This is a genomic window from Bacillus cereus group sp. MYBK95-2 (assembly GCF_051915225.1).
GTDB classification, from domain to species: Bacteria; Bacillota; Bacilli; order Bacillales; family Bacillaceae_G; genus Bacillus_A; species Bacillus_A cereus.
This window is the reverse complement of the sequence record NZ_JBQAEH010000004.1, coordinates 85,432-111,209: the sequence shown is the minus strand read 5'-3', so window position 1 is coordinate 111,209 and position 25,778 is coordinate 85,432. Positions and strand designations below refer to the sequence as shown.

Genomic DNA, 25,778 nt, shown 5'->3' with positions numbered 1-25,778 from the left:
ATGGCACAGCAACAAAATCCGTACTATGGAACAGGTTTTTATCAACCATCTGGAACTTATGTACAACCGCAACAAATGACTCAACAACAGCAGCAAGCGATGCAACAACAAACAGCTCAAGCTGCGCAAGCTCAATATGCAATTTCTCAAGGCATGTTACCTCTAGAGCAATCCTATATTGAAAATATCCTTCGTTTAAACAAAGGTAAGCAAGCTACAGTTGTAATGACTTATGAACGTGGCAGTTCCCTTGGTACACAATCTTATACAGGTACTATTGAAGCAGCTGGCCGTGACCATATCGTTATTAGTGAACCGCAATCAGGAAAACGCTATTTACTATTAATGATCTACTTAGATTACGTAGAATTTCCAGAAGAAATTACGTATTTACCTAGTCAACAAGCAACTTATACTCCAAGACCATAAAAAAAGCTGGCAAATGCCAGCTTTTGTTTTTTATAATCCTTTTACAACTGCAGTCCCTACTAGAATCCACGCCACAATAAACGCTACACCACCAAGAGGTGTAATTGGGCCAAAGAACTTAATGCCTGTCGTACTTAATGCATACAAACTACCTGAGAACATAATAATCCCAGCTACCATTAGCCAACCAGCAGTAGTTAAAAGTGATGATTGAACCTTATCCATCAATAAAGCAACTACGAATAATCCACCTGCATGAAACATCTGATATGTAACGCCTGTTTTCCAAACTTCTAACATTTTCGCAGAAATTTTATTTTCTAAACCGTGTGCTCCAAAGGCCCCTAACGCAACAGATAGCCCCGCTGCAATACAACCTAGTAAAAAGAAAATTTTCATCTTAATTCCCCTTTTTTACCTTTATCATAAGCAATTTTTTCATATAAGCCAAACGATTTATCTTCTAAAAATCAAATAAAGAATTACCGTTTGCATCACTTTCTTTTATATATACCGGCTCCCCAGAAACAGGTGCAATTGGTTGCATAGTTGTTACTGGTTGTGATCCAATTACTTGCGATGGAATTTGCGGTTCTCTATATGTAGATGTTTCAACTTGTTCATCTAATAATAAGTCACATAAAGCACGCACAACTAATAAATGTTCTTTTGACTTTTGTCCTTCACTACTTTTTGCCTTCGCAATTTCATTCGCCATTTTATTTAAAATCTTGTCGCTAGATATTTGCATTCCTTCTCACCTCGTACTTTGTAATTCTTTCTCGAATTGCCCCAATTTCTCTACTGAACCAAATACTATTATCATATCACGTTCTTTCAATTTTTCCTGCCCTGCTGGATTATGTATAATATCCCCATTTCTTGAAATCGCTAATATTGTTACATCAAACTGATTCCTTACATTACTCTCTAGTAACGATTTACCAACTAATATTGAATCTTTTCCAACTAGAATTTCTTCAATGACAAATGACTGTTCTATTCCATACAACACTGTATCAATATAATGAACGGTTAATGGATTTGCAATACCTTTTGCGATATGAATACCCGCCATACTAGATGGATTAATAACCTTATTTGCACCGGCACGCCTTAATTTCTCTTCAGTTTCTGGCTTTTCAGATCTCGCCACAATTTTAATCGTATCGTTTAACCCTCTTGCTGTTAATGTAATAAATACATTTTCGGCATCATTTGCAACAATAGCAACTAAACCAGCTGCTTTTAAAATTCCGGCATTATGTAATACTTGATCTTCCGTTGCATCTCCATGTACAAATAAAAGCTTTTCCTGCTCCAATATACTTTCATCTTTATCAACAACGACAAATGGAATATTCTTTTCTTGCAATTCATGTACAACTTGAAGCCCCACTCTACCGCAACCACATACTATAATATGATTTTTCAACTGCGCTATTTGTTTATCCATCTTCTTCCTCCGTACTGCATGAAATAAATTCCCTTCAATAATCATAGCTGCCACTACCCCAATTGCATACGTAACAATACCTACGCCAACAGGAATAATAAGAAGCGCAAATACTTTCCCCGCTTGCGTTACAGGAACAGCATCTCCGTATCCAACAGTCAATACAGTAATCATTGTCATCCAAAATGCTTGAAACAAACTAATCTCTTCAATCGTCATAAATCCTATCGTTCCTAGAATTACAACAAAAGTCATACATATAACTGCTATCCATAATTGCTTACGTGCATTCATACCGTGTTTCAACTCTTTTCTCTATCTACAATCTTTGCCAGTGGAAATAAAATACGTATATACTAGATACGGAATCTATGAAAGAGGTTGATATAATGAAGACATTTCTTTCCGCCTTACAATGGGCACTATTTATTTTAGCTGGAAGCCTTATTGTACCAATTAGTGTCGCAACTAGTTATGATCTTAATGGCGCTGAAGCTATCGCATTCGTACAAAGAACGTTATTTGTTCTAGGCTTTGCTGGTCTCTTGCAAGCTATATTTGGGCATAAACTTCCTATTCAAGAAGGTCCTGCTGGCCTTTGGTGGGGAATTTTCTCCCTTTACGCAAGTTTAGGCGTCGTATTATTTGGATCAAGCAATGAGACACTTAAAGTTCTTCAATATGCTTTCTTATTAAGCGGTATTATTTGTATTATTCTTAGCGTTTTTGGACTTATTGATAAACTTGTTCGCTATTTTACACCGACAGTCATTGGAACGTATTTATTTCTTCTTGTCGCGCAGCTTAGTGGCTCCTTCTTAAAGGGAATGTTTGGCCTTGATGGAAAACATACAGAAGTACAACCTAACGTATTTATTCTTTCACTCATTGTTATTTTACTATCCTTTTTCATCATGAAGCTACCTATTATTGGACAATATTCCGTTCTTTTCAGTATCGTATGCGGCTGGATATTATTCGCATGTTTCGGATTATCTAATCCAATAACACCAGTGACAGACATAATCCGTTTTCCATCCTTATTTGTTTTCGGAATGCCTCGTGTTGAATGGAACATGGTAATTACGGTCATTTTCGTTACACTCTTACTTCTAACAAATATGTTAGCAAGTATTCGCGTTGTACAAAAGGTGGTCTCTAAATATGAAGAAAACGCTGCATCAGATCGTTTTAAACAAGCTGGCATTATAACAGGAATCAACCAATTGCTAGGCGGCCTATTTTCAGCTATTGGGCCTGTCGCTATTTCTGGATCAGCAGGTTTTATTGCAACGACTAATATTTATAAACGTCTCCCGTTTATATTAGGGTCAAGCTTTATTATTGTCGTTAGTATATTTCCAAAGATTACTTCATTCTTTGCAGCAATCCCTGTTGCAGTTGGTTATGCCGCTATTTATCCTGTATTCGCAAGCATGATTGGTCTCGCCTTTCGAGAATACGAAACTGTCCAGGATAAAGAACGATTATTTAAAGTAGCCGGTCTTTCAATCTTTACAGGAGTCGGAGTTATGTTTGTTCCAGCAGGAGCATATTCCACACTTCCACCATTTCTAGCATCGTTTTTAAGTAATGGTCTCGTTCTTGGATCTGTAATGGCAATCTTGCTAGAAATACTATTTTCTCGTTCCGCTGCAAAACAAATATCTTAAATTGGAAAACTTCCATTATTGCACTCTACCTTTAGAGTTGTTACGATAAAATCAAACTTTAATCATTGGGGTTTTATTCTTCCCCAATGATTATTAACCAATATTATGAGCAACAACTCATAATAATTTATCTACTTCTTTTCAAAGAGGTTTGATGTCTTACTATTATTCCTCAACATCTTCATGAACATGTATTTTGATTTCAATTAAAGAAAGGAATTTTCTATATGACTTATAAAATGATTGTTTTAGATTTAGATGATACTTTATTACGTGATGACCATACTATTTCACCTCGTACGAAAGAAGCGTTAATGACTGCACAAGAGCAAGGTGTAAAGGTTGTACTTGCTTCTGGACGTCCAACGTTTGGTATGCGCAATGTAGCCAAAGAACTTCGTTTAGAAGAATACGGCAGTTTCATTCTATCTTTTAATGGTGCAAAAATTATTAACTGTAAAACAAACGAAGAAATCTTTAGTAGTACGCTATCTCCTGAAATCGTTCACAACCTATTTGAAATTAGTCAAACTGAAGATGTATGGATTCATACTTATATGGGCGATGATATCGTAACGGAAGAAAATAATCCTTATACTGAAATTGAGGGCGATATTACCGGTATGCCAATTGTTGTAGTAGATGACTTTAAAGCCGCAGTTAAAGAGCCTGTAGTAAAAGTATTAATGAATAAAGAGGCTGAACGCCTTGTTGAAGTTGAAAAGAAACTACAAAAACAACTAGAAGGCCAATTAAGCGTGATGCGTTCGAAACCATTCTTCTTAGAATTTACAGAAGCCGGTGTTACAAAAGGAACGAGCTTAAACAAACTGATTCAAAAGCTTGGCATTAAGCGTGAAGAAGTTATCGCAATGGGCGATAGCTATAACGACCAAGCAATGATTGAATTTGCTGGTCTTGGCGTTGCAATGGGCAATGCACCTGATGATATTAAAGAAATTGCGAACTACGTAACAGATACAAATATGAACGATGGTGTTGCAAAAGTTGTAGAGAAATTCGTTTTAAAAACGGATGTACTTGTTTAATATTTTCATTCACAAAACCTATTTGAAGTCAAATACTTCAAATAGGTTTTTATTTAAATTCTCATGCTTTTGTGACTATATTTTGAACTTTGCACTATTCTCGTAGTGTAAACTTTCTTTTTGTATATAATGAAACAAAATAGACTATTTTATTTTGAAAAAGAATACAAATTTACTATATACAAGCATACGTTAAAGGAGGCTACTTTATGTTATCTACACCAATCGGACGATTAAGAGCAATTGGACTAGTTGAGGGTATTTCTTTCCTATTACTATTATTTGTAGCAATGCCATTGAAATATTTTGCAGGATTTGCAACAGCTGTTAAAATTACAGGCATGGCTCATGGTGTTCTATTTATTCTATTCATCTTTGCAGTAATTCAAGTAACAATCGTACACCGTAAATCAATTTTATGGGCACTTGGAGCATTCGTTTCATCAGTTATCCCATTTGGTACTTTTGTACTAGATGCAAAATTAAAGAACGAGCAACAATGATAATAAAAAGGTAGTTAACAACTGTTAACTACCTTTTCTATTTATAAATTTGGAATTTCCCAATCAATTTCTCTTTCGCCCATATTAGCTAAAATTGTATTTATTTTAGAATATGGCTTACTACCAAAGAAACCACGTCTTGCCGATAATGGGCTTGGATGTACAGATTCGATAATATGATGATTCGGATTCGTAATTAATTTCTTCTTCGCCTGCGCATGGCGCCCCCACAATATGAAAATAACTGGCTTTTCACGTTCGTTCAATAGTTCAATTACACGATCTGTGAAGTGCTCCCATCCTTTTCCCTTATGAGAATTTGCTTCGCCTTGACGAACTGTTAATACGGTATTTAGTAATAATACTCCTTGTTCCGCCCATTTTACTAAATAACCGTTATTCGGGATTTCATAACCATATTCATCTCGAAGTTCTTTATACATATTTAACAATGACGGTGGTGTTTTAACACCAGGTTGCACAGAAAAGCTTAAACCATGCGCTTGATTCGGTCCATGATATGGATCTTGCCCTAAAATGACAACCTTTGTATTTTCATAACTTGTATACTGAAGAGCTTTAAAAATATCTTCTACCTTCGGATAAACAACATGCGTGCTGTATTCTTCTGTCAAAAAACTGGATAGAGTAAGATAATACTCTTTCTCGAATTCTGGTGCCAATAGTGGCTCCCAATCATTCTTTAAAACATTTTCCATACTGTCACTTCCTGTCTAATTAATTCACCATATCCTGTCTTGTAAATACTACGAACGAAATAACAAGAGAAACAACTGCCCAAACAGTTAAATTCATCAAAGAAAATCCCATCGATAAACCTTGTAATGCAGGTAATTTTCCTGATAAATAATCCGTTAATGATAAATTCACACTAAAAATATATTTGGCGCCTTCCCAAGATGTTGCGAACGAGCTTAAAATACCGCCTGCAATTAATGCAGCTAGCATAACGCCCATACCAGCTGGTGTATTACGAATTAAAACAGAGACCATAAATGATATAGTTCCGACAACGATAGCAACAAACCAGGCTAGTCCATACGCCATTAAGATGTATTGCCACTGCGGAATAAGATGTACAAAGTTCGTATTTAACGTTTCCTTATCAATGACGAATCCTGTTAAAACAGGTAAATTCCATCCCGAGTACCCAAATACAAGCCCTGATAATATGTAAGCAAACAAACCTACAAGAAACAGTATGAGCGAAATGAAAAATAACATCGTCACGTATTTACTAAGGAGTATTTTCCAGCGCCGAATCGGCCGCGTAAGTAACATCTTCATCGTCCCATCACTTCGTTCTCCTGAAACGATATCAATGGCGACAATCATTACGAGAAGCGGAATGAATAATGTAATTCCTTGTTCAATAAATGCTCTGACAAAAGTCGGTGCACCCGGTGCCATCGGATTAATATTATGATCTAAATAATATTGTTGTTGCTCAACTCTTACCTTTAACCAATCACGCCATTCTTCTGGCAACCTAGAATTGTTCAACCGGTTCTGAGAATCAACAATTTGCTGTTGCAATGAAACCTTCCAATCAGTTGTACCGAGTCTTTTTTGTGTCGTTTCTATTTCACGATACTGCGCATACACAAAAAGCGGGATCAAGATTGCTAAAATAAGCATGACAACAAAAATACGTTTCTTGCGGTAAATCTTTTCTGATTCATTTAAAACTAGATTCGCAAATTCACGCATGCTGCTCACCCCTTGTGAGTTCAATAAATAAATCTTCTAGCGTAAATACAAGCTCCTTAACGCTATGTACATCTATTTCATTTGCGACAAAGTGTTTATTCCAACTACTTATAGATGCAATATCCATGCGGCATAGTAATCGATCGCCTTCTACACTCACTTCCCTTACTTCTTCGGCCGCTTCTAGCATATCTTTCGCCTTAGAAATCGGTGTAACAATCCATTCTACACGATCACTTGCTGTTTTAATTAATTCTTCAACCTTGGCAACTGTTATCATCTTTCCTTTATGAATAATAGCAACGCGATCGCATATCATTTGCACTTCACTTAGCAAGTGACTTGAAATAAACACGCTCATATTTTCTTCTTTCACAAGCTTATGTATAAATTCCCTAAGTTCTCTAATCCCTGCTGGATCTAAACCATTCGTTGGCTCATCTAATATGAGCAATTTCGGATTCCCAAGGAGCGCCTGTGCAATTCCAAGGCGTTGTTTCATACCAAGTGAGTACGTTTTTACCTTGTCATGAATTCTTTCATCTAAATGAACCATTTCAGCAATTTCAATAATACGTTCATCTGATATATCACCTAACATACGAGCAAATTGCTTTAAATTTTCCCATCCCGTTAAATATGTATACAACTCTGGGTTTTCAACGATACTCCCAATTTGACGCATCGCTTCTCTGAAATTTTCCTTAATCGAATAACCACCGATAGAAATCGTACCTTCTGTCGCCTTAATCAATCCGACTAACATTCGAATGGTAGTCGTCTTTCCAGCACCATTTGGTCCTAAGAACCCGAACACTTCTCCTTGCTTTACATCAAAGGAAATATTCTCTACAAGAGTCTTCTTTCCAATTACCTTCTTCAAGTCTCGTACGGAAAGTATCGTCGTCATTTTACCCCTCCTTGTTCTAGTTTTAATTTACTTACAACATTTTGAACTAAACGTTCTGCCATATACGTATAACCTACTTCGTTCGGATGAAAATGATCAGAGTATAATAAATCTTTCCCGCGGTTTTGGAATAAATCAAATGTCGGTGTAATATACACATTTTTATCGTTTAGCGCTAATTTCTCTAAAGATGCATTCCAGTCCACAACAATGTTTGAAGACCCTTTTAAATCTTCTACATCTTCAAAAGGATTGTATAAACCAAGCCAAAAAATCGGACTATCTGTATTTAATTTACGAATTTCTTCTATAATTTTCTTTGCTTCATTTTGAAACGTCTCTGTGTCAGGACGATACGTCTCTAAATCTATTTTCCCAAGTGATTCCCAGCCTGGGAACAAATCATTTCCACCAATCGTTAACACAATTACATCTGCTTGCTTAATTGAATATTGAGCGCCATTACTTTCAATTTGTTTTAATAAATCGGGCATTTTTGCACCACTAACTGCTAAATTTGTTAATGCAATTTTTTGCTTATAATCTTTTTGTAAATCCTCTTTCATTCGCCCAACATAGCCAATTCCTTCTTTATCACCAACGCCACGCGTTAATGAATCACCTAAACTAACGATTTGTAACGTTCCCATTTTCTTTTTCTCTTTTGCCACTACATCGGTCTTTTTAATTAAATTTGAAGCTTTCGGATTTAATACATCATTTACACCTGAAACAAAGCCATATGCAAATAAACAGAAAGATGCAATTGTAATGAGTAGAATTACTTTTACTACTTTTGATCTCATATCAAAACCCCTTTTAGCCCTCATAGATTGTCCATAATTATACCAAACGAAATTTTGAAAAGCGATTTTCACACCTTCTCAATTATGTCGTTTCTCTATCTACTAACTCTGGTAATAACTCTATCTGCTTCACATCTAATTTCTCTTCATTAATCTTTTCATATAATAATTCAAACGCTTTCACTCCAACGTTTTTACTAGAATGCGAAATCGTCGTTATACCCAATATATCTGCCACCTCTTGATCATCACACCCGATAATCGTAATATCCTCTGGAATACGAACTCCTTGTTTTTTTGCTTCTGTAACCATCCCCGCTGCAATATGGTTACAAGATACAAGGAACGCCGTCGGTTTTACTGACATATGAGCCCATTCTCTAATTACATTGCGTCCATCTTCCACTGTAAAACACCCCTCAAATTTCCAGGTCTCTAACGGTGTTACGATACTCTGTTGAAGCGAATCTTCGTACGCCTTCTTTCGTCTTTGGCTATTAACGCTATTACTTCTTCCAATACAATATCCAATACGTGTATGACCGGCATCTATTAAGCTTTTCATCCCACGTGAAAATACTTTGTAGTAATCGATATGGACACTTGAAATATACTTCGAATCTATTTCTTCACACATAACAATCGGGCCGAATTTCGTATATTCTTCAAGCTTCTCCTTACTATTTGTCCGAGAACAAATAATAACCCCATCAAGCTTTTTCATTTTTAACATATTCAAAATTTCTAGTTCTCTTTCTTCACTATAATTCGTCTGGCAAAGCATCATATTATAATTATTCTTTGCTGTCTCTTTTGATATCCCCTCGATAATAGCGCTATAATATTGATCATTTACGTGTGGCAATAAAACGCCAATTACATTCGTTTTTCCTTTCACTAAATGAATTGCATTCACGTTTTGCGTGTAATTTAATTCTTCTATAATCGCTAAAATTTCTTTTCGTTTCTGTTCATTTACGTACGGATGATTATTTAGTACACGTGAAACAGTTGAAACAGATACTCCAGCAAGTTCAGCAATCTTTCTTATATTTGTCATCTCATTTTCCCCTTCTCACAAAAATTCTTCCTTGACCTGGTAAGCTTTCCACAATATATCCTTTCCTAGCAAATACATTTAGAAAGGATATACAACTATGCTTCGATTCAAATTAGAATATATATTTTTCATTGGCGGTTTACTCATTCTTGCCATCGGTATTAATATGATGACGACAATTACTTCCTTTGGACTTAGCCCTTATGATTCCTTCTTTATTGCACTATATCAAAATTTTGGGATAAGTATTGGTTTTTGGATTTTCATGATTAACTTTGCCTTTACACTTATCGTACTCTTTTGGAATAGAAAACAAATTACAATCGGTACAATTGTAACGATGGTTCTTATTTCTCTTTTTGTTGATTGGATTGGTTCCATTACAACTATTATGGACGCTATCCGCTCTCTTCCAAAATATATAACACTTATTTGCGGAAATCTATTCGTTGGAGCTGGAATTGGTCTTTACGTCTCTACAAACCTTTGTGCAGCGCCTCAAGAAGCTTTCGTTTTAACGGTTGCCGAGAAGAAAAAATGGACGTTTAGAAGAACAGAGATTTCATTAGCCTTTTTATTTTTAACGTTAAGCTTTTTATTAGATGGACCTATCTATTTTGGAACAATCATCTTATCCTTTACAACAGGCTGGATTATCCAAGCATTTATTCAAGTTGGTACGCAGATTTTAAATAGAAAAGAGCCTATTAAGCAAGCTGCTTAATAGGCTCTTTCTGTTTTATGGTAAGAGATACTACTTAGCATCCCCTTCAATTCGATAGTTCGCTTTCAAACAATCTATTTCTACATACCCTTGCAACGTATGTAGAATATAATCATAATCAGCAAGAGACGCACGATGCGTTACAATTACAATTTCAGCCTTTCCTTTCTCTTCAAGCGGCATTTGAATAATTTTCTCAAAGCTAACTCCGCGCTCAGAGAACAATGAAGTAATTTTTGCAAATACACCAATTTCGTCTTTTACATGCAGTCTTAAAAACTTTTTCACGACAATTTCGTCTGGCTCTTTTAATACTTTTTGATATTGTGGGACTACAGCACTATTTCCTGTTACCCCTAATCTAATATTTTGCATTACAGCAACTAAATCCGAAACAACAGCTGTCGCTGTCGGTAAACTTCCTGCGCCTGGTCCATAAAACATCGTTTCTCCAACTGCTTCACCGTACACATACACAGCGTTATATTCATTTTGTACTGCCGCAAGAGGATGTGTATTTGGAAGTAAAGTTGGTTCAACTGTAACCTCCAATTTTTCACCATCTCGTTTTGCAAGACCGATTAATTTAATTGTATAGCCTAAGCTCTTACTGTATTCAATATCTTCCTCTGTAATAGAGGTAATCCCTTTTACTTTCACATCTCCAAGCTCTACATTTGTAGAGAAACCGAGGGTAGCTAAAATCGTCATTTTTCTTGCTGCATCTAAACCTTCTACATCTGATGTTGGATCTGCTTCTGCAAATCCAAGTTGTTGGGCTTCTTTTAACACGTCGTTATATGCTCTCCCTTCGTCTGACATTTTCGTCAAAATAAAATTTGTTGTTCCATTTACAATTCCCATTACTTTCGTAATAAGATCTGAAGAAAGTCCTTCTACGATACTGCGTAAAATTGGAATTCCCCCTGCCACACTCGCCTCATAGAATAAATCAGCCTTATTATCTTTTGCTGTCGCTAATAATTCAGCTCCATGTAATGCCATTAAGTCTTTATTTGCAGTTACAACATGCTTTCCGCTTTTTAAAGCTTGTAAAATATATGATTTTGCATCATCAATGCCACCCATCACTTCAATGACAACATCAATATTTGGATTATCTAAAATTTCATTTGCATCTTGTGTTAATAGAGTAGAAGGTACCTCTACCTCTCTCTCTTTCTCAATGTTTTGCACTAATACTTTCGTTACCTTCACTGGACAACCTACTTGGTGTATGAGTCGTTCTTGATGATCCGTAATAATACGAACCACACCACTGCCAACTGTCCCAAGACCTAATAACCCAACTTGAATTTCTTTCATAGTACTGTCCACCCCTCAAAAATTGTGTTTAGATGAAATTATATGAGTAAAAAATCTGAAAAACAATGTATTTTGAACATTCGGAAAAATAAAGGTTAATCTTTACAAGGAAAACGTTACCACGTGTTACACAATCTTTCTTTACAATATATAAGGGGTTTCTTGATACACGTAATAATTCAACCAATTAGAAAACAATAAATTACCATGACTCCTCCACCTAACAAGCGGCTTTTCATCTGGATTATTATGTTTAAAATAGTTTTTTGGCACATCAATATTTAATCCCTTGTCACGATCTCGTTCATATTCTTGTTTTAACGTCTCACAACTATATTCGCTATGTCCAAGGGCAAACACTTGCCTTCCTTCTGGCCCAATAACAAGGTGAACACCTGCTTCTTCAGAGTTTGCTAACAATGTTAATTCTTTCACTTCTCTAATATCATTCTCTCGTACTTCTGTATGACGAGAATGCGGAGCAAAAAACAATTCATCAAATCCTTGTAATAATTTCACATGTTGCTCGCAAACTTCATGTTCAAATACACCAAACATTTTTTCCTTAAGGGGATACTTTGGAACACCATAATGATAGTACAAGCCAGCCTGTGCCCCCCAGCAAATATGGAGCGTAGATGTTACATTCGTTTTTGAATACTCCATAATATGTTTAAGCTCTTCCCAATAATCTACCTCTTCAAAAGCAAGGGTCTCCACTGGCGCTCCTGTAATAATGAGCCCATCAAACTTTTCATTTTCAATATCACGAAACGTTTTATAAAAGCTTGTTAAATGTTCTTGCGTTACATTACGCGATAGATGTGATTCCATATGAAGCAAATGAACATCTAATTGTAACGGTGTGTTTCCAATTAAGCGAAGTAATTGCGCCTCTGTGTCTTGCTTCGTTGGCATTAAATTTAATATAGCAATTTTTAAAGCACGTATATCTTGTGTTTCTGCCCGCTCCTTCGTCATTACAAAAATATTTTCTTTTTGCAACACTTTGCGAGCCGGTAAATCTTTATCAATTATGATCGGCATGTGTTTTGCCTCCAACTAGAGCTGCTTCCAAATCTGCAATAATATCAGAAACATCTTCTATACCAACCGATAAACGAATTAAATCGGATGTAACACCAGCTAAACGCTGATCTTCAGCATTTAATTGTCTATGCGTCGTACTAGCGGGATGTATAACGCAAGTTCGTGCATCAGCTACGTGCGTTACAAGAGTTGCTAGTTTTACATTTGCGATAAATTCTTTTGCTGCTTCTAATCCGCCTTTAATACCGAAAGTTAAAACACCACTAGCACCTTTTTTCAAGTACTGTTGTGCTAACGAGTAATTTTCATTACTATCTAATCCCGGATAATTCACCCATTCAATACGTTCATGATTAGCAAGCCACTTAGCAACTGCCAGAGCATTTTCGCTATGACGCTCCATTCGTAAATGCAATGTTTCTAAGCCAATATTGCTAATATATGCATTGAATGGGCTCATACAATTTCCATAATCTCTTAATAGCTGAACACGTGCTTTCACAATATACGCTGCTGCACCAAAGTTTTGAACGTAACTTACACCGTGATAACTTGGATCTGGTTCAACAAGCTCAGGATACTTTCCATTTGTCCAATCAAAGTTTCCACCGTCAATTACAATACCGCCTAAGGAGCTCGCATGCCCATCGATATACTTCGTCGTAGAATGAACAATAATATTTGCCCCATGTTCAAATGCCTGGCATAAATAAGGAGTTGCTAATGTATTATCAACGATAAAAGGTACCTCTAATTCTTTAGCGGCAGCTGAAAATTCTTTAAAATTTAAAACATTCATCGCTGGATTTCCTAACGATTCTGCATAGATAAGTTTCGTCTTGTCATTAGCAAGCGCCGTAATTTCATCTGCCGTTAAATTTGGATTAAAGAACGTAACATCAATGCCAAGCTTACGTAAACTCACCCCAAATAAATTAAACGTTCCCCCGTAAACAGTTGAAGAGCAAAGTAAATGGTCTCCACTACTACAAATATTTAAAACTGCGAGCATAATAGCTGCTTGCCCAGAAGCCGTTGCAACAGCTCCTACACCGCCTTCTAAATCTGATAATTTCTGCTCAAATGCTGCTAGAGTAGGGTTTCCAATACGTGTATAAATATATCCTTCTGCCTCTAAGTTAAATAGAGCTGCTAAATCATCCGAAGTATCGTATTTATACGTTGTGCTTTGATAAAGTGGTAAAACACGTGGTTCACCATTCTTTGGCGTATAGCCACCTTGCACACAAATTGTTCCTTTTCCCCATGATTCTCCCATCTCTCATTCTCCTTTCTTTTATACAAAATAAAAAACTGCCCCTTTCCTGAAAACAAGAAAGGAGCAGTTTGAAAACACGCTCTAAAGGCTCTTTCTTATCTCTCAGGATTACTACCTGCAGGATTTGGCACAATTCCGTTATACGGCTGTTGCCAAGGTTTCATCGGGCCTGTCCCTCCACCTTTTCTTGATAAGACTATGCAATTACCGTTGATTTTATAGCAATAATTTCCTAATGTCAAACAGTTTTTCTGAATGTTCTAAAATAAATGTTAACAGTTTCATATAAAGCAACAAAAGAAATATATTCTAGTCTATTTCAAAAAAGACCTTTAAAAACCTCAAATCAGTCTATAAAATTAAATAAGTAATTTAACCTATAAATTCAAATTCCCCAAAAGTTAGCCTATATGTTGAATAGGCCATCTTCTCAAAAAGATACTATATATATTCAATCCATTTTTCACTAGTATATTTCACTTTTTTCCCTACTAAGATTTACATAACGGAGGTATAACATGACAAATAAAAAAGATATGCATTACATACTTGCTCTATATGGCATTCTTCTAGGATCTATAGTAGGAGCTACAGTCTGGTTATTTTTAGTCACAATAAATATTGGAATCCACTTTATTTGGGGATACTTGCCTGAAGTTCTCTCTTTTCCCTCTTATTACACCCTTTGCGTAACAATAATTGGCGGGGTCCTTGTTGGTCTATCACAAAAACATTTCGGTACATACCCACGCCTTATGCCTGAAGTAATGGCTGAATATAAAAAAACTGGTCGAATCGAATATCGCTTTGTCCATCGGGCTACTTTAACAGCGATTATTGTTTTAATTTTCGGTGCTAGTCTTGGTCCAGAAGCCGCACTAGTTGGAATTATAGGCGGACTGTGCACATGGGTAGGGGATCGCTTTAAATTTGCCTTAAAGGGTATGAATGAGCTAACCGAGATCGGAATTGGCGCTACTTTAAGTGTCATTTTTAACGCACCATTATTCGGTTATTTAGCACCAAATGAAAATGAGGGGGAAGAAATTGCTGCTTTTTCTAAAGGAAAAAAAGCGATTGTATACTTAGCTACTACTTTCGCAGGTTTTTCTGTTTATTTACTACTGAGTAAACTTGATAATCGTGGATCCTTTATTGTTGATTTCGGGGAAGGTGCACTTTCTTTCAATGAATGGATTGCATTTCTTCCACTTGCTAGTATCGGCGCTATAGTTGGTTTCTTTTATTTCAAGTTAGAATTCACATTAGAAAAGTTAATTCACCCTTTTAGAGAATACAAGCTGACACTCGGAATTATCGGTGGTATTTTATTAGGAATCGGGGGAACTTTTCTTCCGTACACATTATTTTCAGGGGAACATCAATTAAAAGAATTAGTTGTTGAATGGAGCCATTTATCTTTTTGGATACTACTTCTTTCAGGGATTTTAAAGTTGTGCATTACTGCCGTTTGTTTGAACACAGGGTGGCGAGGTGGACATATCTTCCCAATTATATTTTCTGGTTCAAGTATCGGATACGCTGTAGCATCTATTCTTCCTATAGATCCAGTAGCATCTGTTGCCATCGTAACGACAGCAATTTCAAGCTATGCGTTACGAAAGCCAATAGCTATAACATTACTATTACTTATGTTTTTCCCGCTTAATTTACTATTGCCCATGCTTGGTGCAGCTGCTATCGGGAATGCCTTTCCACTCCCAAAACATAACGAAAATAAAAATTAATAAAAATAGGCAGTGGGGACGAAAGCTCCACTGCCTATTTTTATTACACATGCTGCTTTAATAAAGCTTCTAACTCCTCAAAATTATGCACTTCATATGTCGGTATAATCCCACTATCATTTAATTTCCTTTCTGGATTAAACCAACAAGTATCAATTCCCGCTACATATCCACCTTTAATATCAGCGCTTAATGAATCCCCAATAATCAGCCCTTCTTCAGGTGCAAAGTTAGGAATCCGTTCAAAAACATAATCAAAATACTCTTTCATCGGTTTTTGAAAACCTGTATCTTCCGAAACAAAGACATCTTTAAATAATGAATGTAACCCTGCATTACGCAAACGTTTATCTTGCGTCTTAGAAACACCATTTGTCACTATATACAATTCATACTCCCCTTGAATTTGATTTATAAATTCAAACGCACCTTGCATGAGTTGATTTCCTTCTTCTAAGTAGTTACGATAATTATTTTCGAATAATATTCCATTTACTTCTTCTCCATACTCTTTAAACAACAGAGAGAATCGTGTATTTACAACTTCATTGCGTGATAGTTCACCTTTTTCAAAAGCATCCCAAAGACCTTTATTTATTTTTTTATAACGAGTCTCTATCTCGTCTGTTAAAGGGATTCCCTTCTCTTCAAAAAGTACCCGTAAAGCCACTTTTTCAGCCTTTTGGAAGTCTAGTAATGTATCATCTACATCAAATAACAATGTTTTATATTTTTTCATAAATTCATCACACTCTCTTTTCTACAAAAACAAATTTACATAAATCGTATCATTCCTTCTTGTAAAGATAATAGGAGATATCTCATACTATACATAGGGGTGAAAATATGAAAATCAGCAAAAATGAGGAAGAAATTTATCAATACATGCGAATCCATCAATTCCATACCCTATTTTCATTTCATGTCTTGCCATATGTAGAGCTGCATTCTTTTCAAACGAAAGAGATGATATGTAGCGAAGGAAATGCTCTTCCTTATCTCTATTACTTAATTTCTGGGAGAGCCAAAATATATATGAGTCATAAAAACGGGAAGGTTTCATTAATTAATTTTATTCAAGCACCATCTTTTATCGGAGAATTAGGATTAATAGGAGTAGAAAATATTACTAAGTCCGTTGAAGTACTAGAAGATTGTGTGTGTTTGGCACTTCCTCTTAAAGATTGTCAGCAACTTTTATTACAAGATGCAACGTTTTTACAGCACTTATGTAAATTTATTGGAGAAAAGACAATTACTCGCACTGAAAATTACGCAAAAAACTATAGTTATCCTTTTGAAAATCGATTAGCTGCTTTTATTTTATTAACAGAGCAAAATAATTGTTATATAGAAAAGCATACCGAGGCCTCGGAATATTTAAATGTCAGCTACCGTCATCTTTTATATGTATTAAATCAGTTTTGCCAACAAAATTATTTAAGAAAAGAAGGCCGAACATATTATATACAAGATCGAAATACATTAGAAAAGCTGGCTGATGAACTAAAAATATAAAAAAGCAGCATTAACGTTTACATGTTAATGCTGTTTTTTCGAGTGACGATTATAATTTTAATTAAAATTTACTTGCTACTTTAGCTGCTTCTTCAAGACCTGCAGCGATGATTTCTTCTGCTTTATCTGGGAATTGGTTATGTCCTTCAATAACTACTGTTTCCATGTTTGTTGCGCCGAAGAAGCCCATCATACTTGCTACATATTTAACAGCCATTTCTACCTCAGCTGCTGGACCTTCTGAATATACGCCGCCTCTTGCATTTAATAATGCAATCTTCTTATCTCCAATTAGGCCAACTGGACCCTCTGGCGTATATTTGAACGTTTTACCAGCACGGTTTAAATAATCAATATATGTGTGCAATACTGCTGGAATCGTTAAGTTCCATAATGGGAAGCCGAAAACAACTTTATCAGCTTCTAGGAATTGATTTAAATACTTATCAGCAACTGCTACTGCTTTTGCTTCTTCTTCTGTTAAATCAAATCCTTTACCTACCTTGAATGTACCATTGATCATGTCTACGCCTACGTATGGTAATTCTTCTTTATATAAATCAAGTTCTACTACTGTATCATTTGGGTGTGCTTCTTTATAGTTTGCTAAAAATGCCTCATATAATTTTACACTAACTGCTTGTTCCGCTGGACGGTTATTTGCTTTAACGAATAAAACTGTTGCCATTATTTATTCCTCCTAGTACTCACTCTTATGTTGTTATATGCTTTCAAAAAAGGTATCCCTTGTAATTGTTGTTTTGTTGCTTACAAACATATTTTATCTTTATATAAAGACAATTTCGTCCTCACATAGACGTATTTTTCCATAAAAAAAGTCCACCTTCTAAAGGCGAACTTGGTCTTACGACTTTCGTCTTATACAATTCCATTTTTAACTGCATATAATGCCGCTTGCGTACGATCAGATAAATTCAACTTACTCAAAATACTACTTACATGCGCCTTAACCGTCTTTTCTGTAATAACTAAAACAGATGCAATTTCCTTATTGCTCATCCCTTTCGCTAATAGCTGCAATACTTCATTTTCTCTCGCTGTTAGCACATCCACTTGAATAGAAGATTCTTCTTCCTTTTCTTCTACAGGTAATGTTTGAGAGAGAAGAGCATTTGCTATATCCGGATGTAATTGAATATTACCTTTATATGCGCTTCGAATAGCCTCAACAAGCTGATCTGGTTCTACATCTTTTAAAATATACCCACTTGCTCCAGCCCTTAATGCAGGTAACACATGCGCCTGATCAGAAAAGCTAGTTAATACAATTACTTTCACATTTGGATACTCTTTTTTTATATATGCCGTCGCCTCAACACCATCCATTTCAGGCATATATAAATCCATTAATATAACATCGGGATTTGTTTCTCCTACTTTCACTAACGCTTCTTTCCCATTATTCGCTTCTCCAACTAACTCTAAATCTTCCTGTGTACTTAAGAAAAATGCTAATCCTTTTAAAACGACTGTATGATCATCAACTAACAATACTTTTATTTTCACAAACTTCCCTCATTTTCACATCATAATGGTACATTTACTTTTACGCTCGTTCGTTTATTACTACTTACAATTTTAATTGTTCCACCAACTAATTCTACTCTTTCACGCATCGTAGTCATACCTAGTGATTTCTTTTCTTTTATATTCTTTTCCACAAAGCCCTTTCCTTGATCAACTATTTCTAATGATACATTTTTCTCATTCACTGTAAAATAAATCGTCGCTTCTTTTACACCTGCATGCTTACTTACATTGTTCAGTGCTTCTTGGCCTATGCGCCACAAAGCTTCTTCTACTACACGAGGTAAATCACGAACACCCGTAACTTGCTCCCTAATTTTCAGTCCCAAATTTTCACCGTACTGCTTTAGAGCTGGCAATAATCCTTTTTCTAATCCTGCCGGACGAAGCTGCCAAATTAATGTCCTCATTTCTTTCAAAGCTCCTTGCGCAAGTTCACGCATCTCATGCAAAGATTGATCTACCTTTTCATTTTTACCTTTTAAAACTGCCTCGGCGCCTTTTGTCATGAAGGTTAATGAAAATAATTTTTGCGAAACAGAATCATGTAAATCTCTTGCTAACCGATTTCTTTCTTCCATTCGTACAAGTTCACGGCGCTGCTCGTTTAACCTCAAATTCTCTATTATTAACGAAACATGGTTCGATAATGCTTGAATTACATCTATTGTATTAGCATCAAACTCTCCATTATTCAAACTAACACATAAAACACCAAATATATGGTTTTGAATATGTATTGGTGTAGCAATAACAGCTCGATTTAGATGTACATTATGTCCTATTTGATGTTTTATTAGAACTGGTTCATCTTGTTCTAACGCCTTCTTGGCCGCCTCTTTTACATCCTCTTGTAACTCTTCCTGAACGTAAGACGCTCGCAGAGATAATTCTTTTTCCTCCCTAATAAAAAGCGCTACTTGATTCCATTGAAATACTTCACCTACGTGATTTACCACCTTTTCAGGTAGTACATTAAACTTATGAATCATTTTTAAATCTTGAATGAAACGCTCTAATTTCACATAATAATGTGCTCTTCTCTTTTCATTTTCATATAATTTTGTTCGCTTTAAAGCCGTACCAATTTGGAAGGCAACCGATTGGAGTAATACTAATTCTTCTTCTGAAAAATGTGTTTTACCCGGACTTGCAACATTTAACACCCCAAATTTTTCTCCCCCAGCTTTTAAAGGAACCGTAGCATGATGAAGAATGCCCTCCGTATCCCCCCAATTATATTCAATTGCATTATTAATTCTTTTACATTCAATAATATTAACGGCTCTCTCCAATTTTCCATCTACAAAACCTCGTAAACACCAACATTCACCTTCGCACATCGGGCGTTTATTTTCATATGTAAGTGCCTCTGGTAATTGATAATCAATTAACTTCGTATACTTACCATTTTCATCCGCAAGAAAAATCCATCCTGTCGTTAAACCTGTTACACTTAGCAATTTCTCGAGGACAGCTTGCAATACATGATATGTATCATTTGATGTATTTAATGTTTCTGCAATTTCCTTTAATATAACTAATTCATTCGTACGATTATCTCGAAACATACTCAGTCTCCTGCATACAAGATTTTAAATAGCTCTTAAAATAAATCATCTACTTTTCACTTTGTACTTATTCGTAACATTGATATAATGGTGAAAACATAGTTTTCATTATATCACTCGAGGGGGCTTTCATAATGACATTAAATAAAGCACTTACTATCGCTGGTTCTGACACAAGTGGCGGTGCTGGTATACAAGCAGATTTAAAAACATTCCAAGAACTGGGCGTATACGGAATGACATCTCTTACAACAATCGTAACGATGGATCCACATAACAGTTGGGCACATAACGTATTTCCAATCCCAGCTTCTACATTAAAACCACAATTAGAAACAACAATTGAAGGTGTTGGCGTAGACGCTTTAAAAACAGGTATGCTTGGATCAGTAGAAATTATTGAAATGGTTGCAGAAACAATCGAAAAGCACAATTTCAAAAATGTAGTAGTTGACCCTGTTATGGTATGTAAAGGTGCAGATGAAGCATTACACCCTGAAACAAACGATTGCTTACGTGACGTTCTTGTGCCAAAGGCATTAGTTGTAACGCCAAACTTATTTGAAGCTTACCAATTAAGTGGTGTGAAAATTAATTCTCTTGAGGACATGAAAGAAGCAGCGAAGAAAATCCACGCTTTAGGTGCCAAATACGTACTAATTAAAGGCGGAAGCAAACTTGGTACGGAAACTGCAATCGACGTCCTATATGATGGAGAAACATTCGAACTTCTAGAATCAGAAAAAATCGATACAACCAATACACACGGTGCAGGTTGTACATATTCTGCTGCAATTACAGCAGAACTTGCAAAAGGAAAACCTGTGAAAGAAGCAGTAAAAACTGCTAAAGAATTCATCACAGCTGCTATTCGTTACTCATTCAAAATTAACGAATACGTAGGTCCAACTCACCATGGTGCATATCGTAAATTCGTTGTATCAAAAGAACTTGTCTAATATATAAATAAAAACACTCACAAGGTTCATACATTGCCTCTGTGAGTGTTTTTTATAAGCTTTATGTCTTCCGGTCATCTTATCTTTAAGATGCAGAGCTGACCTTATTTCTACCATTTCGTTTCGAGTAGTATAACGCATCATCCGCCGCTTGAATAAATCGCTCTGATGCCCCTTCATACTCTGAAACCCCTACCGAAACTGTAATTTTTATTTTTGTTCCATCTAACAATTCAAATGAATGTTTTTCAACAGCTATACGAGTTTGTTCCCCAACATGAATTCCATAAGCCATTCCTTTCCTTGGTATCAAAAGCGCAAACTCCTCTCCACCCTTTCGAAAAACCAAATCCGGAAATGCTGACATTTCTCGCAAAATATGACCTACTTGTTTTAACACTTCGTCTCCCGCTGGGTGCCCATACGTATCATTTACATGCTTAAAATGGTCAATATCTATAAGTAGTAAACAAAGTGAATCGTTTTTCAAGTGTTTATTACTAATATGACGATTCATCTCTAAATCAAACTGTCTTACGTTTCCTAGACCTGTCAATGCATCTATCGTTGCGTATTGCTTCATCGTTTGAAATAGCTCATTGGATTGTAAAACATAATTTGCACTTATGAATGTTATGTAACCTGTAATAATACTAGAAATTAAATATAATCCCACTATGTGGATCTCTTTAATTAACCATATATATAACGCTGGGATTAGAATAGATAAAATATATGCGTGTAACCATACCCACTTTTCCCCTAAAGAAAGCTTCATACGCGAAATAAAGATACTCCCTATTCCTATCGCAATGATTGTATAAAAGGCCACTTGAGAAGCTAATGAATAATCCATAAACAACAGTCTAGTTACTAAAATCATAATAATTGTTATGGTACTCGCTATCGGCCCTCCAATAATAACAGCTAGAATAACAGCTAAGTAGCGTAAATCCAATAGGATGGTACCAACACGAACACCGAAATACATTAGTAATATACCTAGTATCCCAGTAAAAATGCCTACTACACATTTCTGCCCAAAAGAGAATCCTTCTTTTAACGGCTTATCTCTTAAAAGCTGACCTCCAACAAAAATAAAGGAAAGAATAATTGTTGTATTTACAAATAAGTCCCTTAACATAAAATGATCTCCTTACTTTTCTATCTATCCCTTTCCTTACTTTATTGTATACGAAATCCCTATAATTCCCAAAGTTTTTATTTATTTTTTGCTGTTTCACGTGAAACAGCAAAAAATAAAAAGGGCGAAAACTCGCCCTTTTTCATTAACAACAGCGTGATATTTTTCCACCCTTTGCGTTAAATCTTGCTTCTTGTGCCTCAGCAAAAAATTGCTTTTGACATAAAACCTCTTCTTCAGGATGATGCTTTTTCATATGCTCCACATATACTTCATAACTTGGTACCCCAACGAGCAAACTAATAAAGCGCTTCCTTTCCCCCCATACTTGCCACAGCTTTTTAAGCATAGTTCCTCGACTCACTTTCATCTCTAGGAATATATGGTGCCTCTTTTAACGGCATTGGCTTATTTCTTAATACTTGTATCCAAATTCGAAGTGCTGAAATTAACACAGCGATTACAACTATCATAAAAATCCCACAAAGCGCTGCATCAATATAATCATTGAAAATAATTTGCTTCATTTGAGCGACATTTTTAGCTGGCGCTAGCACTTTTCCCTCATCTAATGCTCTCTGAAATACCTTTGCATGCGATAGAAATCCAATTTTAGGATTTTCATGAAATAGCTTTTGATACCCCGCCGTCATTGTTACAATCAGCAACCCGACAGTTGGAATAAGTGTTACCCAAACGTACGCCTTTTTTCCCATTTTGAACAAAATTGTCGTTCCAAGTAATAATGCAATACCTGCTAGCATTTGATTTGCAATACCGAAAAGTGGCCATAATGTATTAATTCCACCGAGCGGATCTATTACCCCTTGGTATAAGAAATATCCCCACCCTAATACACATAATGTTGTAGCGATTACATTTGCTAATGTAGAATCCGTTTTCCCAAATGGCTTATATACATGCCCTAAAATATCTTGAATCATAAATCGGCCGACACGCGTTCCGGCATCAATCGTTGTTAAAATAAATAGGGCTTCAAAGAGAATCGCAAAATGATACCAAAATGCCATCATGGCCGTTCCACCTATTACTTGTGAGAAAATATATGCCATACCTATCGCTAATGTTGGCGCACCACCTGTACGTGATAAAATCGTTTGCTCTCCAACATTTACAGCGAGATCTTTTAGTTCATTTGGTGTAATAGCAAATCCCCATGAGGAAATAACTTGAGCTGCCTGCGAGACATCTGTACCGATAAGTGCTGCGGGACTATTAATTGCAAAATACGTTCCCGGTGTTAATACACAGGCTGCAATCATCGCCATCGCTGCTACAAACGACTCCATTAACATTGCTCCATAACCGATTGGCTGTGCGTGTCCCTCTTGCTCAATCATCTTCGGCGTCGTACCTGATGAAACAAGAGCATGGAATCCAGACACTGCACCACAAGCAATAGTAATAAATAAGAAAGGGAATAGGTTTCCAGAGAACACAGGACCAGTTCCATCAATAAATTTCGAAACTGCTGGCATTTGTAAATCTGGTGCTACAATTAAGATACCGATTGCTAACCCTACAATTGTTCCGACTTTTAAAAATGTACTTAAATAATCACGTGGTGCTAAAAGCATCCAAACTGGTAATGCAGATGCAATAAATCCATATACAATAAGCATAATAGCAATTGTTTCACCACTAAATGTGAACATACTTGCAAGTGTTGGATTTTCTGCTACATACTGTCCTCCAACAAGAGATAAAATAAGTAGGATAATACCAATTACTGATCCTTCTCCAACACGACCAGGCCTAATATAGCGCATATAAACTCCCATTAAAATAGCGATAGGAATCGTTGCTGCTATCGTAAACATTCCCCAAGGACTTCCGATTAGTGCCTTTACTACGACCAACGCTAATACTGCTAATAAAATAATCATAATTCCTAAAATACCTATCATTGCAATTAGTCCTGTAACAGGTCCAATCTCATCTTTAATCATTTCTCCTAACGATTTACCATTACGTCTCATTGAAGCAAATAAAATAACAAAATCTTGGACAGCCCCCGCAACAACTACCCCAACAATAATCCAAATGGTCCCTGGTAAATATCCCATTTGTGCCGCTAAAATCGGTCCTACTAAAGGTCCCGCTCCAGCAATCGCTGCAAAGTGATGTCCAAACAATACCCACTTATTTGTTGGAACATAGTCTTTCCCATCATTTAATGTATGGGCTGGTGTTTGCCGATTATCATCTAAATTAAAAACCTTTCTCGCTATAAATCTACTATAAAAGCGATAAGCAACTGCATATACACATACGGCAGCTACTAAGAGCCATACAGCATTAATGGTTTCACCTTGTGATAAAGCTATTACCCCAAAAGCACCTGCTCCTACTGCTGTAATAACGCCCCAAAGTAAGATCGATTTCAATGTCTTCACATACAATTCCCCCAATACTATTTCTTAGTGGAGATTGTACTAAATTTTCTGAATATTTAACTTGAATCCTCCCTATCATGAAGGATTTTCAGTTTATCATGTTAAAATACTCTCATTATCTACTATAATTCAATGTTATTTCGAAGGCGTTTTACATAATTACGACTGACTGGAATCGGTTGCTCATCATACCTATCTAAATACAAATTATACGTGCCATTATAATAAGGTTTCAGTTCTTTTACATATGACATATTAATTAAATAGCTTTTATGTACACGTAAAAAATCATATGCATTTAGCTTATTTTCTAATTCCTGAAGTGTATATGTTGAAATATACTGATTATTCGTTGTGTAAATTGAAACAGTTTTATTTTCTTTATTTTTACTTACATATACGATATCTTCTGGAAGAATATATCGTATGCCCTCTTGACTTTCTATCGGTAGTTTTCGCAAATAACTCTTTGCTTTCTCACCTTGTTCTTTACCTATTTTATATAAAAGAAATTGTAAATCTTCTTCACGAAATGGTCGCAATAAATAATAAAATGCTTGGAAACGAAAAGCTGTAATAGATTCTTCTATGTTTTCACCTACAAAAATAAATTTTGTATAGCAATTTATTTCTCGTAATAAACTTGCATATTCAAAACCAGTACCATCTAGTAATTTGGAACTTAAAAAAACAAAGTCTGGTATATGTTTTTTCATCATAAATAAAGATTCTGTTCCTGTCTTTGCTTCAAAACATTCTACATTTCTCATATTTTCAGTGAAATTTTCAGCTAACTCTCTTCTCTCTTCTGCCTCTTCCATAATCAGTAAAATTTTCATTTCTTCAACCACCTAATTCTTTGTCCATATGTCCTGTT

General features: G+C 35.8%; 27 protein-coding genes and 1 riboswitch. Of the genes, 8 read left to right on the top strand and 19 right to left on the bottom strand.

From position 1 onward, the window contains the following. Positions 1-429 carry a spore coat protein GerQ gene (gene gerQ / locus ACTFN4_RS15150; protein ID WP_439962502.1) on the top strand — a complete coding sequence of 143 codons (429 nt, stop codon included), beginning with the start codon at positions 1-3 and terminating at the stop codon, positions 427-429. Positions 430-459: 30 nt separating this feature from the next. Here gerQ and ACTFN4_RS15145 read toward each other — a convergent pair whose 3' ends face one another. The 3 genes from ACTFN4_RS15145 to ACTFN4_RS15135 form a co-directional block, all read right to left on the bottom strand. Next, positions 460-828 (bottom strand): DUF423 domain-containing protein, encoded by a 369-nt coding sequence (locus ACTFN4_RS15145; RefSeq protein ID WP_000688315.1) that lies wholly within the window; start codon positions 826-828, stop codon positions 460-462. Between the two features lie 64 nt (positions 829-892). After that, a complete protein-coding gene (locus ACTFN4_RS15140) occupies positions 893-1,180 on the bottom strand; it encodes a YwdI family protein (protein ID WP_001167352.1) in 288 nt (95 codons plus the stop codon). A gap of 6 nt (positions 1,181-1,186) precedes the next feature. Further along, positions 1,187-2,179 carry a potassium channel family protein gene (locus ACTFN4_RS15135; RefSeq protein WP_000993980.1) on the bottom strand — a complete coding sequence of 331 codons (993 nt, stop codon included), beginning with the start codon at positions 2,177-2,179 and terminating at the stop codon, positions 1,187-1,189. A gap of 95 nt (positions 2,180-2,274) precedes the next feature. Between ACTFN4_RS15135 and ACTFN4_RS15130 the strand changes: the two genes are divergently transcribed. The 3 genes from ACTFN4_RS15130 to ACTFN4_RS15120 all read left to right on the top strand — a co-directional run bounded on the left by ACTFN4_RS15130 (position 2,275) and on the right by ACTFN4_RS15120 (position 5,110). Continuing rightward, positions 2,275-3,558 (top strand): purine/pyrimidine permease, encoded by a 1,284-nt coding sequence (locus tag ACTFN4_RS15130; RefSeq protein WP_439962501.1) that lies wholly within the window; start codon positions 2,275-2,277, stop codon positions 3,556-3,558. 227 nt (positions 3,559-3,785) lie between these two features. Then, positions 3,786-4,607 carry a Cof-type HAD-IIB family hydrolase gene (locus tag ACTFN4_RS15125; RefSeq protein ID WP_000221395.1) on the top strand — a complete coding sequence of 274 codons (822 nt, stop codon included), beginning with the start codon at positions 3,786-3,788 and terminating at the stop codon, positions 4,605-4,607. Between the two features lie 209 nt (positions 4,608-4,816). Further along, entirely contained in the window at positions 4,817-5,110 is a 294-nt protein-coding gene (locus ACTFN4_RS15120; protein ID WP_000953396.1) for a DUF3817 domain-containing protein, read from the top strand. Between the two features lie 41 nt (positions 5,111-5,151). On the opposite strand, the gene ACTFN4_RS15115 is transcribed toward ACTFN4_RS15120, so the two are convergent. Genes ACTFN4_RS15115 through ACTFN4_RS15095 form a run of 5 tightly spaced genes read right to left on the bottom strand, consistent with a single transcriptional unit; the run spans position 5,152 to position 9,617 of the window. Continuing rightward, a complete protein-coding gene (locus ACTFN4_RS15115) occupies positions 5,152-5,829 on the bottom strand; it encodes a uracil-DNA glycosylase (RefSeq protein ID WP_086401109.1) in 678 nt (225 codons plus the stop codon). A gap of 19 nt (positions 5,830-5,848) precedes the next feature. Next, entirely contained in the window at positions 5,849-6,841 is a 993-nt protein-coding gene (locus tag ACTFN4_RS15110; protein ID WP_001206500.1) for an ABC transporter permease subunit, read from the bottom strand. After that, the gene (locus tag ACTFN4_RS15105; protein WP_000207717.1) at positions 6,834-7,751 is read right to left on the bottom strand and encodes an ABC transporter ATP-binding protein; all 918 of its coding nucleotides are present in this window, start codon (positions 7,749-7,751) and stop codon (positions 6,834-6,836) included. Before ACTFN4_RS15105 ends, ACTFN4_RS15110 begins: the two co-directional genes overlap by 8 nt. Beyond that, positions 7,748-8,629 (bottom strand): SGNH/GDSL hydrolase family protein, encoded by an 882-nt coding sequence (locus tag ACTFN4_RS15100; RefSeq protein WP_002180592.1) that lies wholly within the window; start codon positions 8,627-8,629, stop codon positions 7,748-7,750. The genes ACTFN4_RS15105 and ACTFN4_RS15100 overlap by 4 nt, the downstream gene beginning before the upstream one ends. Positions 8,630-8,639: 10 nt before the next feature. Beyond that, positions 8,640-9,617, bottom strand: coding sequence for a LacI family DNA-binding transcriptional regulator (locus tag ACTFN4_RS15095; protein ID WP_086401111.1), 978 nt, complete (start codon positions 9,615-9,617; stop codon positions 8,640-8,642). 97 nt (positions 9,618-9,714) lie between these two features. Here ACTFN4_RS15095 and ACTFN4_RS15090 point away from each other — a divergent pair, with 97 nt between their 5' ends. Continuing rightward, positions 9,715-10,341, top strand: coding sequence for a YczE/YyaS/YitT family protein (locus ACTFN4_RS15090; protein WP_000943416.1), 627 nt, complete (start codon positions 9,715-9,717; stop codon positions 10,339-10,341). A 30-nt stretch (positions 10,342-10,371) separates the two neighbouring features. On the opposite strand, the gene ACTFN4_RS15085 is transcribed toward ACTFN4_RS15090, so the two are convergent. The 3 genes from ACTFN4_RS15085 to ACTFN4_RS15075 form a co-directional block, all read right to left on the bottom strand. After that, positions 10,372-11,667, bottom strand: coding sequence for a homoserine dehydrogenase (locus ACTFN4_RS15085; RefSeq protein ID WP_017672913.1), 1,296 nt, complete (start codon positions 11,665-11,667; stop codon positions 10,372-10,374). 141 nt (positions 11,668-11,808) lie between these two features. Further along, the gene (gene metA / locus ACTFN4_RS15080; protein ID WP_001121536.1) at positions 11,809-12,714 is read right to left on the bottom strand and encodes a homoserine O-acetyltransferase MetA; all 906 of its coding nucleotides are present in this window, start codon (positions 12,712-12,714) and stop codon (positions 11,809-11,811) included. Further along, a complete protein-coding gene (locus tag ACTFN4_RS15075; RefSeq protein WP_000504780.1) occupies positions 12,698-13,996 on the bottom strand; it encodes a bifunctional O-acetylhomoserine aminocarboxypropyltransferase/cysteine synthase in 1,299 nt (432 codons plus the stop codon). The genes metA and ACTFN4_RS15075 overlap by 17 nt, the downstream gene beginning before the upstream one ends. A gap of 92 nt (positions 13,997-14,088) precedes the next feature. Next, positions 14,089-14,193, bottom strand: a riboswitch (SAM riboswitch). Between the two features lie 321 nt (positions 14,194-14,514). Here ACTFN4_RS15075 and ACTFN4_RS15070 point away from each other — a divergent pair. Then, complete coding sequence (locus ACTFN4_RS15070; RefSeq protein WP_134207459.1) at positions 14,515-15,744, top strand: chloride channel protein; 1,230 nt, start codon at positions 14,515-14,517, stop codon at positions 15,742-15,744. A gap of 43 nt (positions 15,745-15,787) precedes the next feature. Here ACTFN4_RS15070 and ACTFN4_RS15065 read toward each other — a convergent pair whose 3' ends face one another. After that, entirely contained in the window at positions 15,788-16,483 is a 696-nt protein-coding gene (locus ACTFN4_RS15065; RefSeq protein WP_069604551.1) for a YjjG family noncanonical pyrimidine nucleotidase, read from the bottom strand. A 107-nt stretch (positions 16,484-16,590) separates the two neighbouring features. Between ACTFN4_RS15065 and ACTFN4_RS15060 the strand changes: the two genes are divergently transcribed. Beyond that, positions 16,591-17,262 (top strand): transcriptional regulator YeiL, encoded by a 672-nt coding sequence (locus ACTFN4_RS15060; protein ID WP_000703327.1) that lies wholly within the window; start codon positions 16,591-16,593, stop codon positions 17,260-17,262. 61 nt (positions 17,263-17,323) lie between these two features. On the opposite strand, the gene ACTFN4_RS15055 is transcribed toward ACTFN4_RS15060, so the two are convergent. From ACTFN4_RS15055 to ACTFN4_RS15045, 3 genes are all read right to left on the bottom strand, one after another. Further along, positions 17,324-17,950 (bottom strand): FMN-dependent NADH-azoreductase, encoded by a 627-nt coding sequence (locus tag ACTFN4_RS15055; protein WP_000246735.1) that lies wholly within the window; start codon positions 17,948-17,950, stop codon positions 17,324-17,326. Between the two features lie 191 nt (positions 17,951-18,141). Further along, on the bottom strand, positions 18,142-18,789 hold the full coding sequence (locus tag ACTFN4_RS15050; RefSeq protein WP_000695801.1) for a response regulator: 648 nt from the start codon (positions 18,787-18,789) through the stop codon (positions 18,142-18,144). Between the two features lie 20 nt (positions 18,790-18,809). Next, positions 18,810-20,381 carry a GAF domain-containing sensor histidine kinase gene (locus ACTFN4_RS15045; RefSeq protein WP_000488138.1) on the bottom strand — a complete coding sequence of 524 codons (1,572 nt, stop codon included), beginning with the start codon at positions 20,379-20,381 and terminating at the stop codon, positions 18,810-18,812. Positions 20,382-20,515: 134 nt separating this feature from the next. Between ACTFN4_RS15045 and pdxK the strand changes: the two genes are divergently transcribed. Continuing rightward, complete coding sequence (gene pdxK, locus ACTFN4_RS15040) at positions 20,516-21,340, top strand: pyridoxine/pyridoxal/pyridoxamine kinase (protein ID WP_086404465.1); 825 nt, start codon at positions 20,516-20,518, stop codon at positions 21,338-21,340. An 85-nt stretch (positions 21,341-21,425) separates the two neighbouring features. Here pdxK and ACTFN4_RS15035 read toward each other — a convergent pair whose 3' ends face one another. From ACTFN4_RS15035 to ACTFN4_RS15020, 4 genes are all read right to left on the bottom strand, one after another. After that, a complete protein-coding gene (locus tag ACTFN4_RS15035) occupies positions 21,426-22,484 on the bottom strand; it encodes a GGDEF domain-containing protein (protein WP_086404466.1) in 1,059 nt (352 codons plus the stop codon). Between the two features lie 145 nt (positions 22,485-22,629). Beyond that, positions 22,630-22,833: a YbdD/YjiX family protein gene (locus ACTFN4_RS15030; protein WP_000914503.1), complete on the bottom strand. Its 204-nt coding sequence runs from the start codon at positions 22,831-22,833 to the stop codon at positions 22,630-22,632. After that, complete coding sequence (gene cstA, locus ACTFN4_RS15025; RefSeq protein WP_000854314.1) at positions 22,826-24,901, bottom strand: carbon starvation protein CstA; 2,076 nt, start codon at positions 24,899-24,901, stop codon at positions 22,826-22,828. The genes ACTFN4_RS15030 and cstA overlap by 8 nt, the downstream gene beginning before the upstream one ends. Before the next feature lie 122 nt (positions 24,902-25,023). Beyond that, positions 25,024-25,740: a LytR/AlgR family response regulator transcription factor gene (locus ACTFN4_RS15020; RefSeq protein WP_000698256.1), complete on the bottom strand. Its 717-nt coding sequence runs from the start codon at positions 25,738-25,740 to the stop codon at positions 25,024-25,026. Positions 25,741-25,778 lie beyond the last annotated feature (38 nt).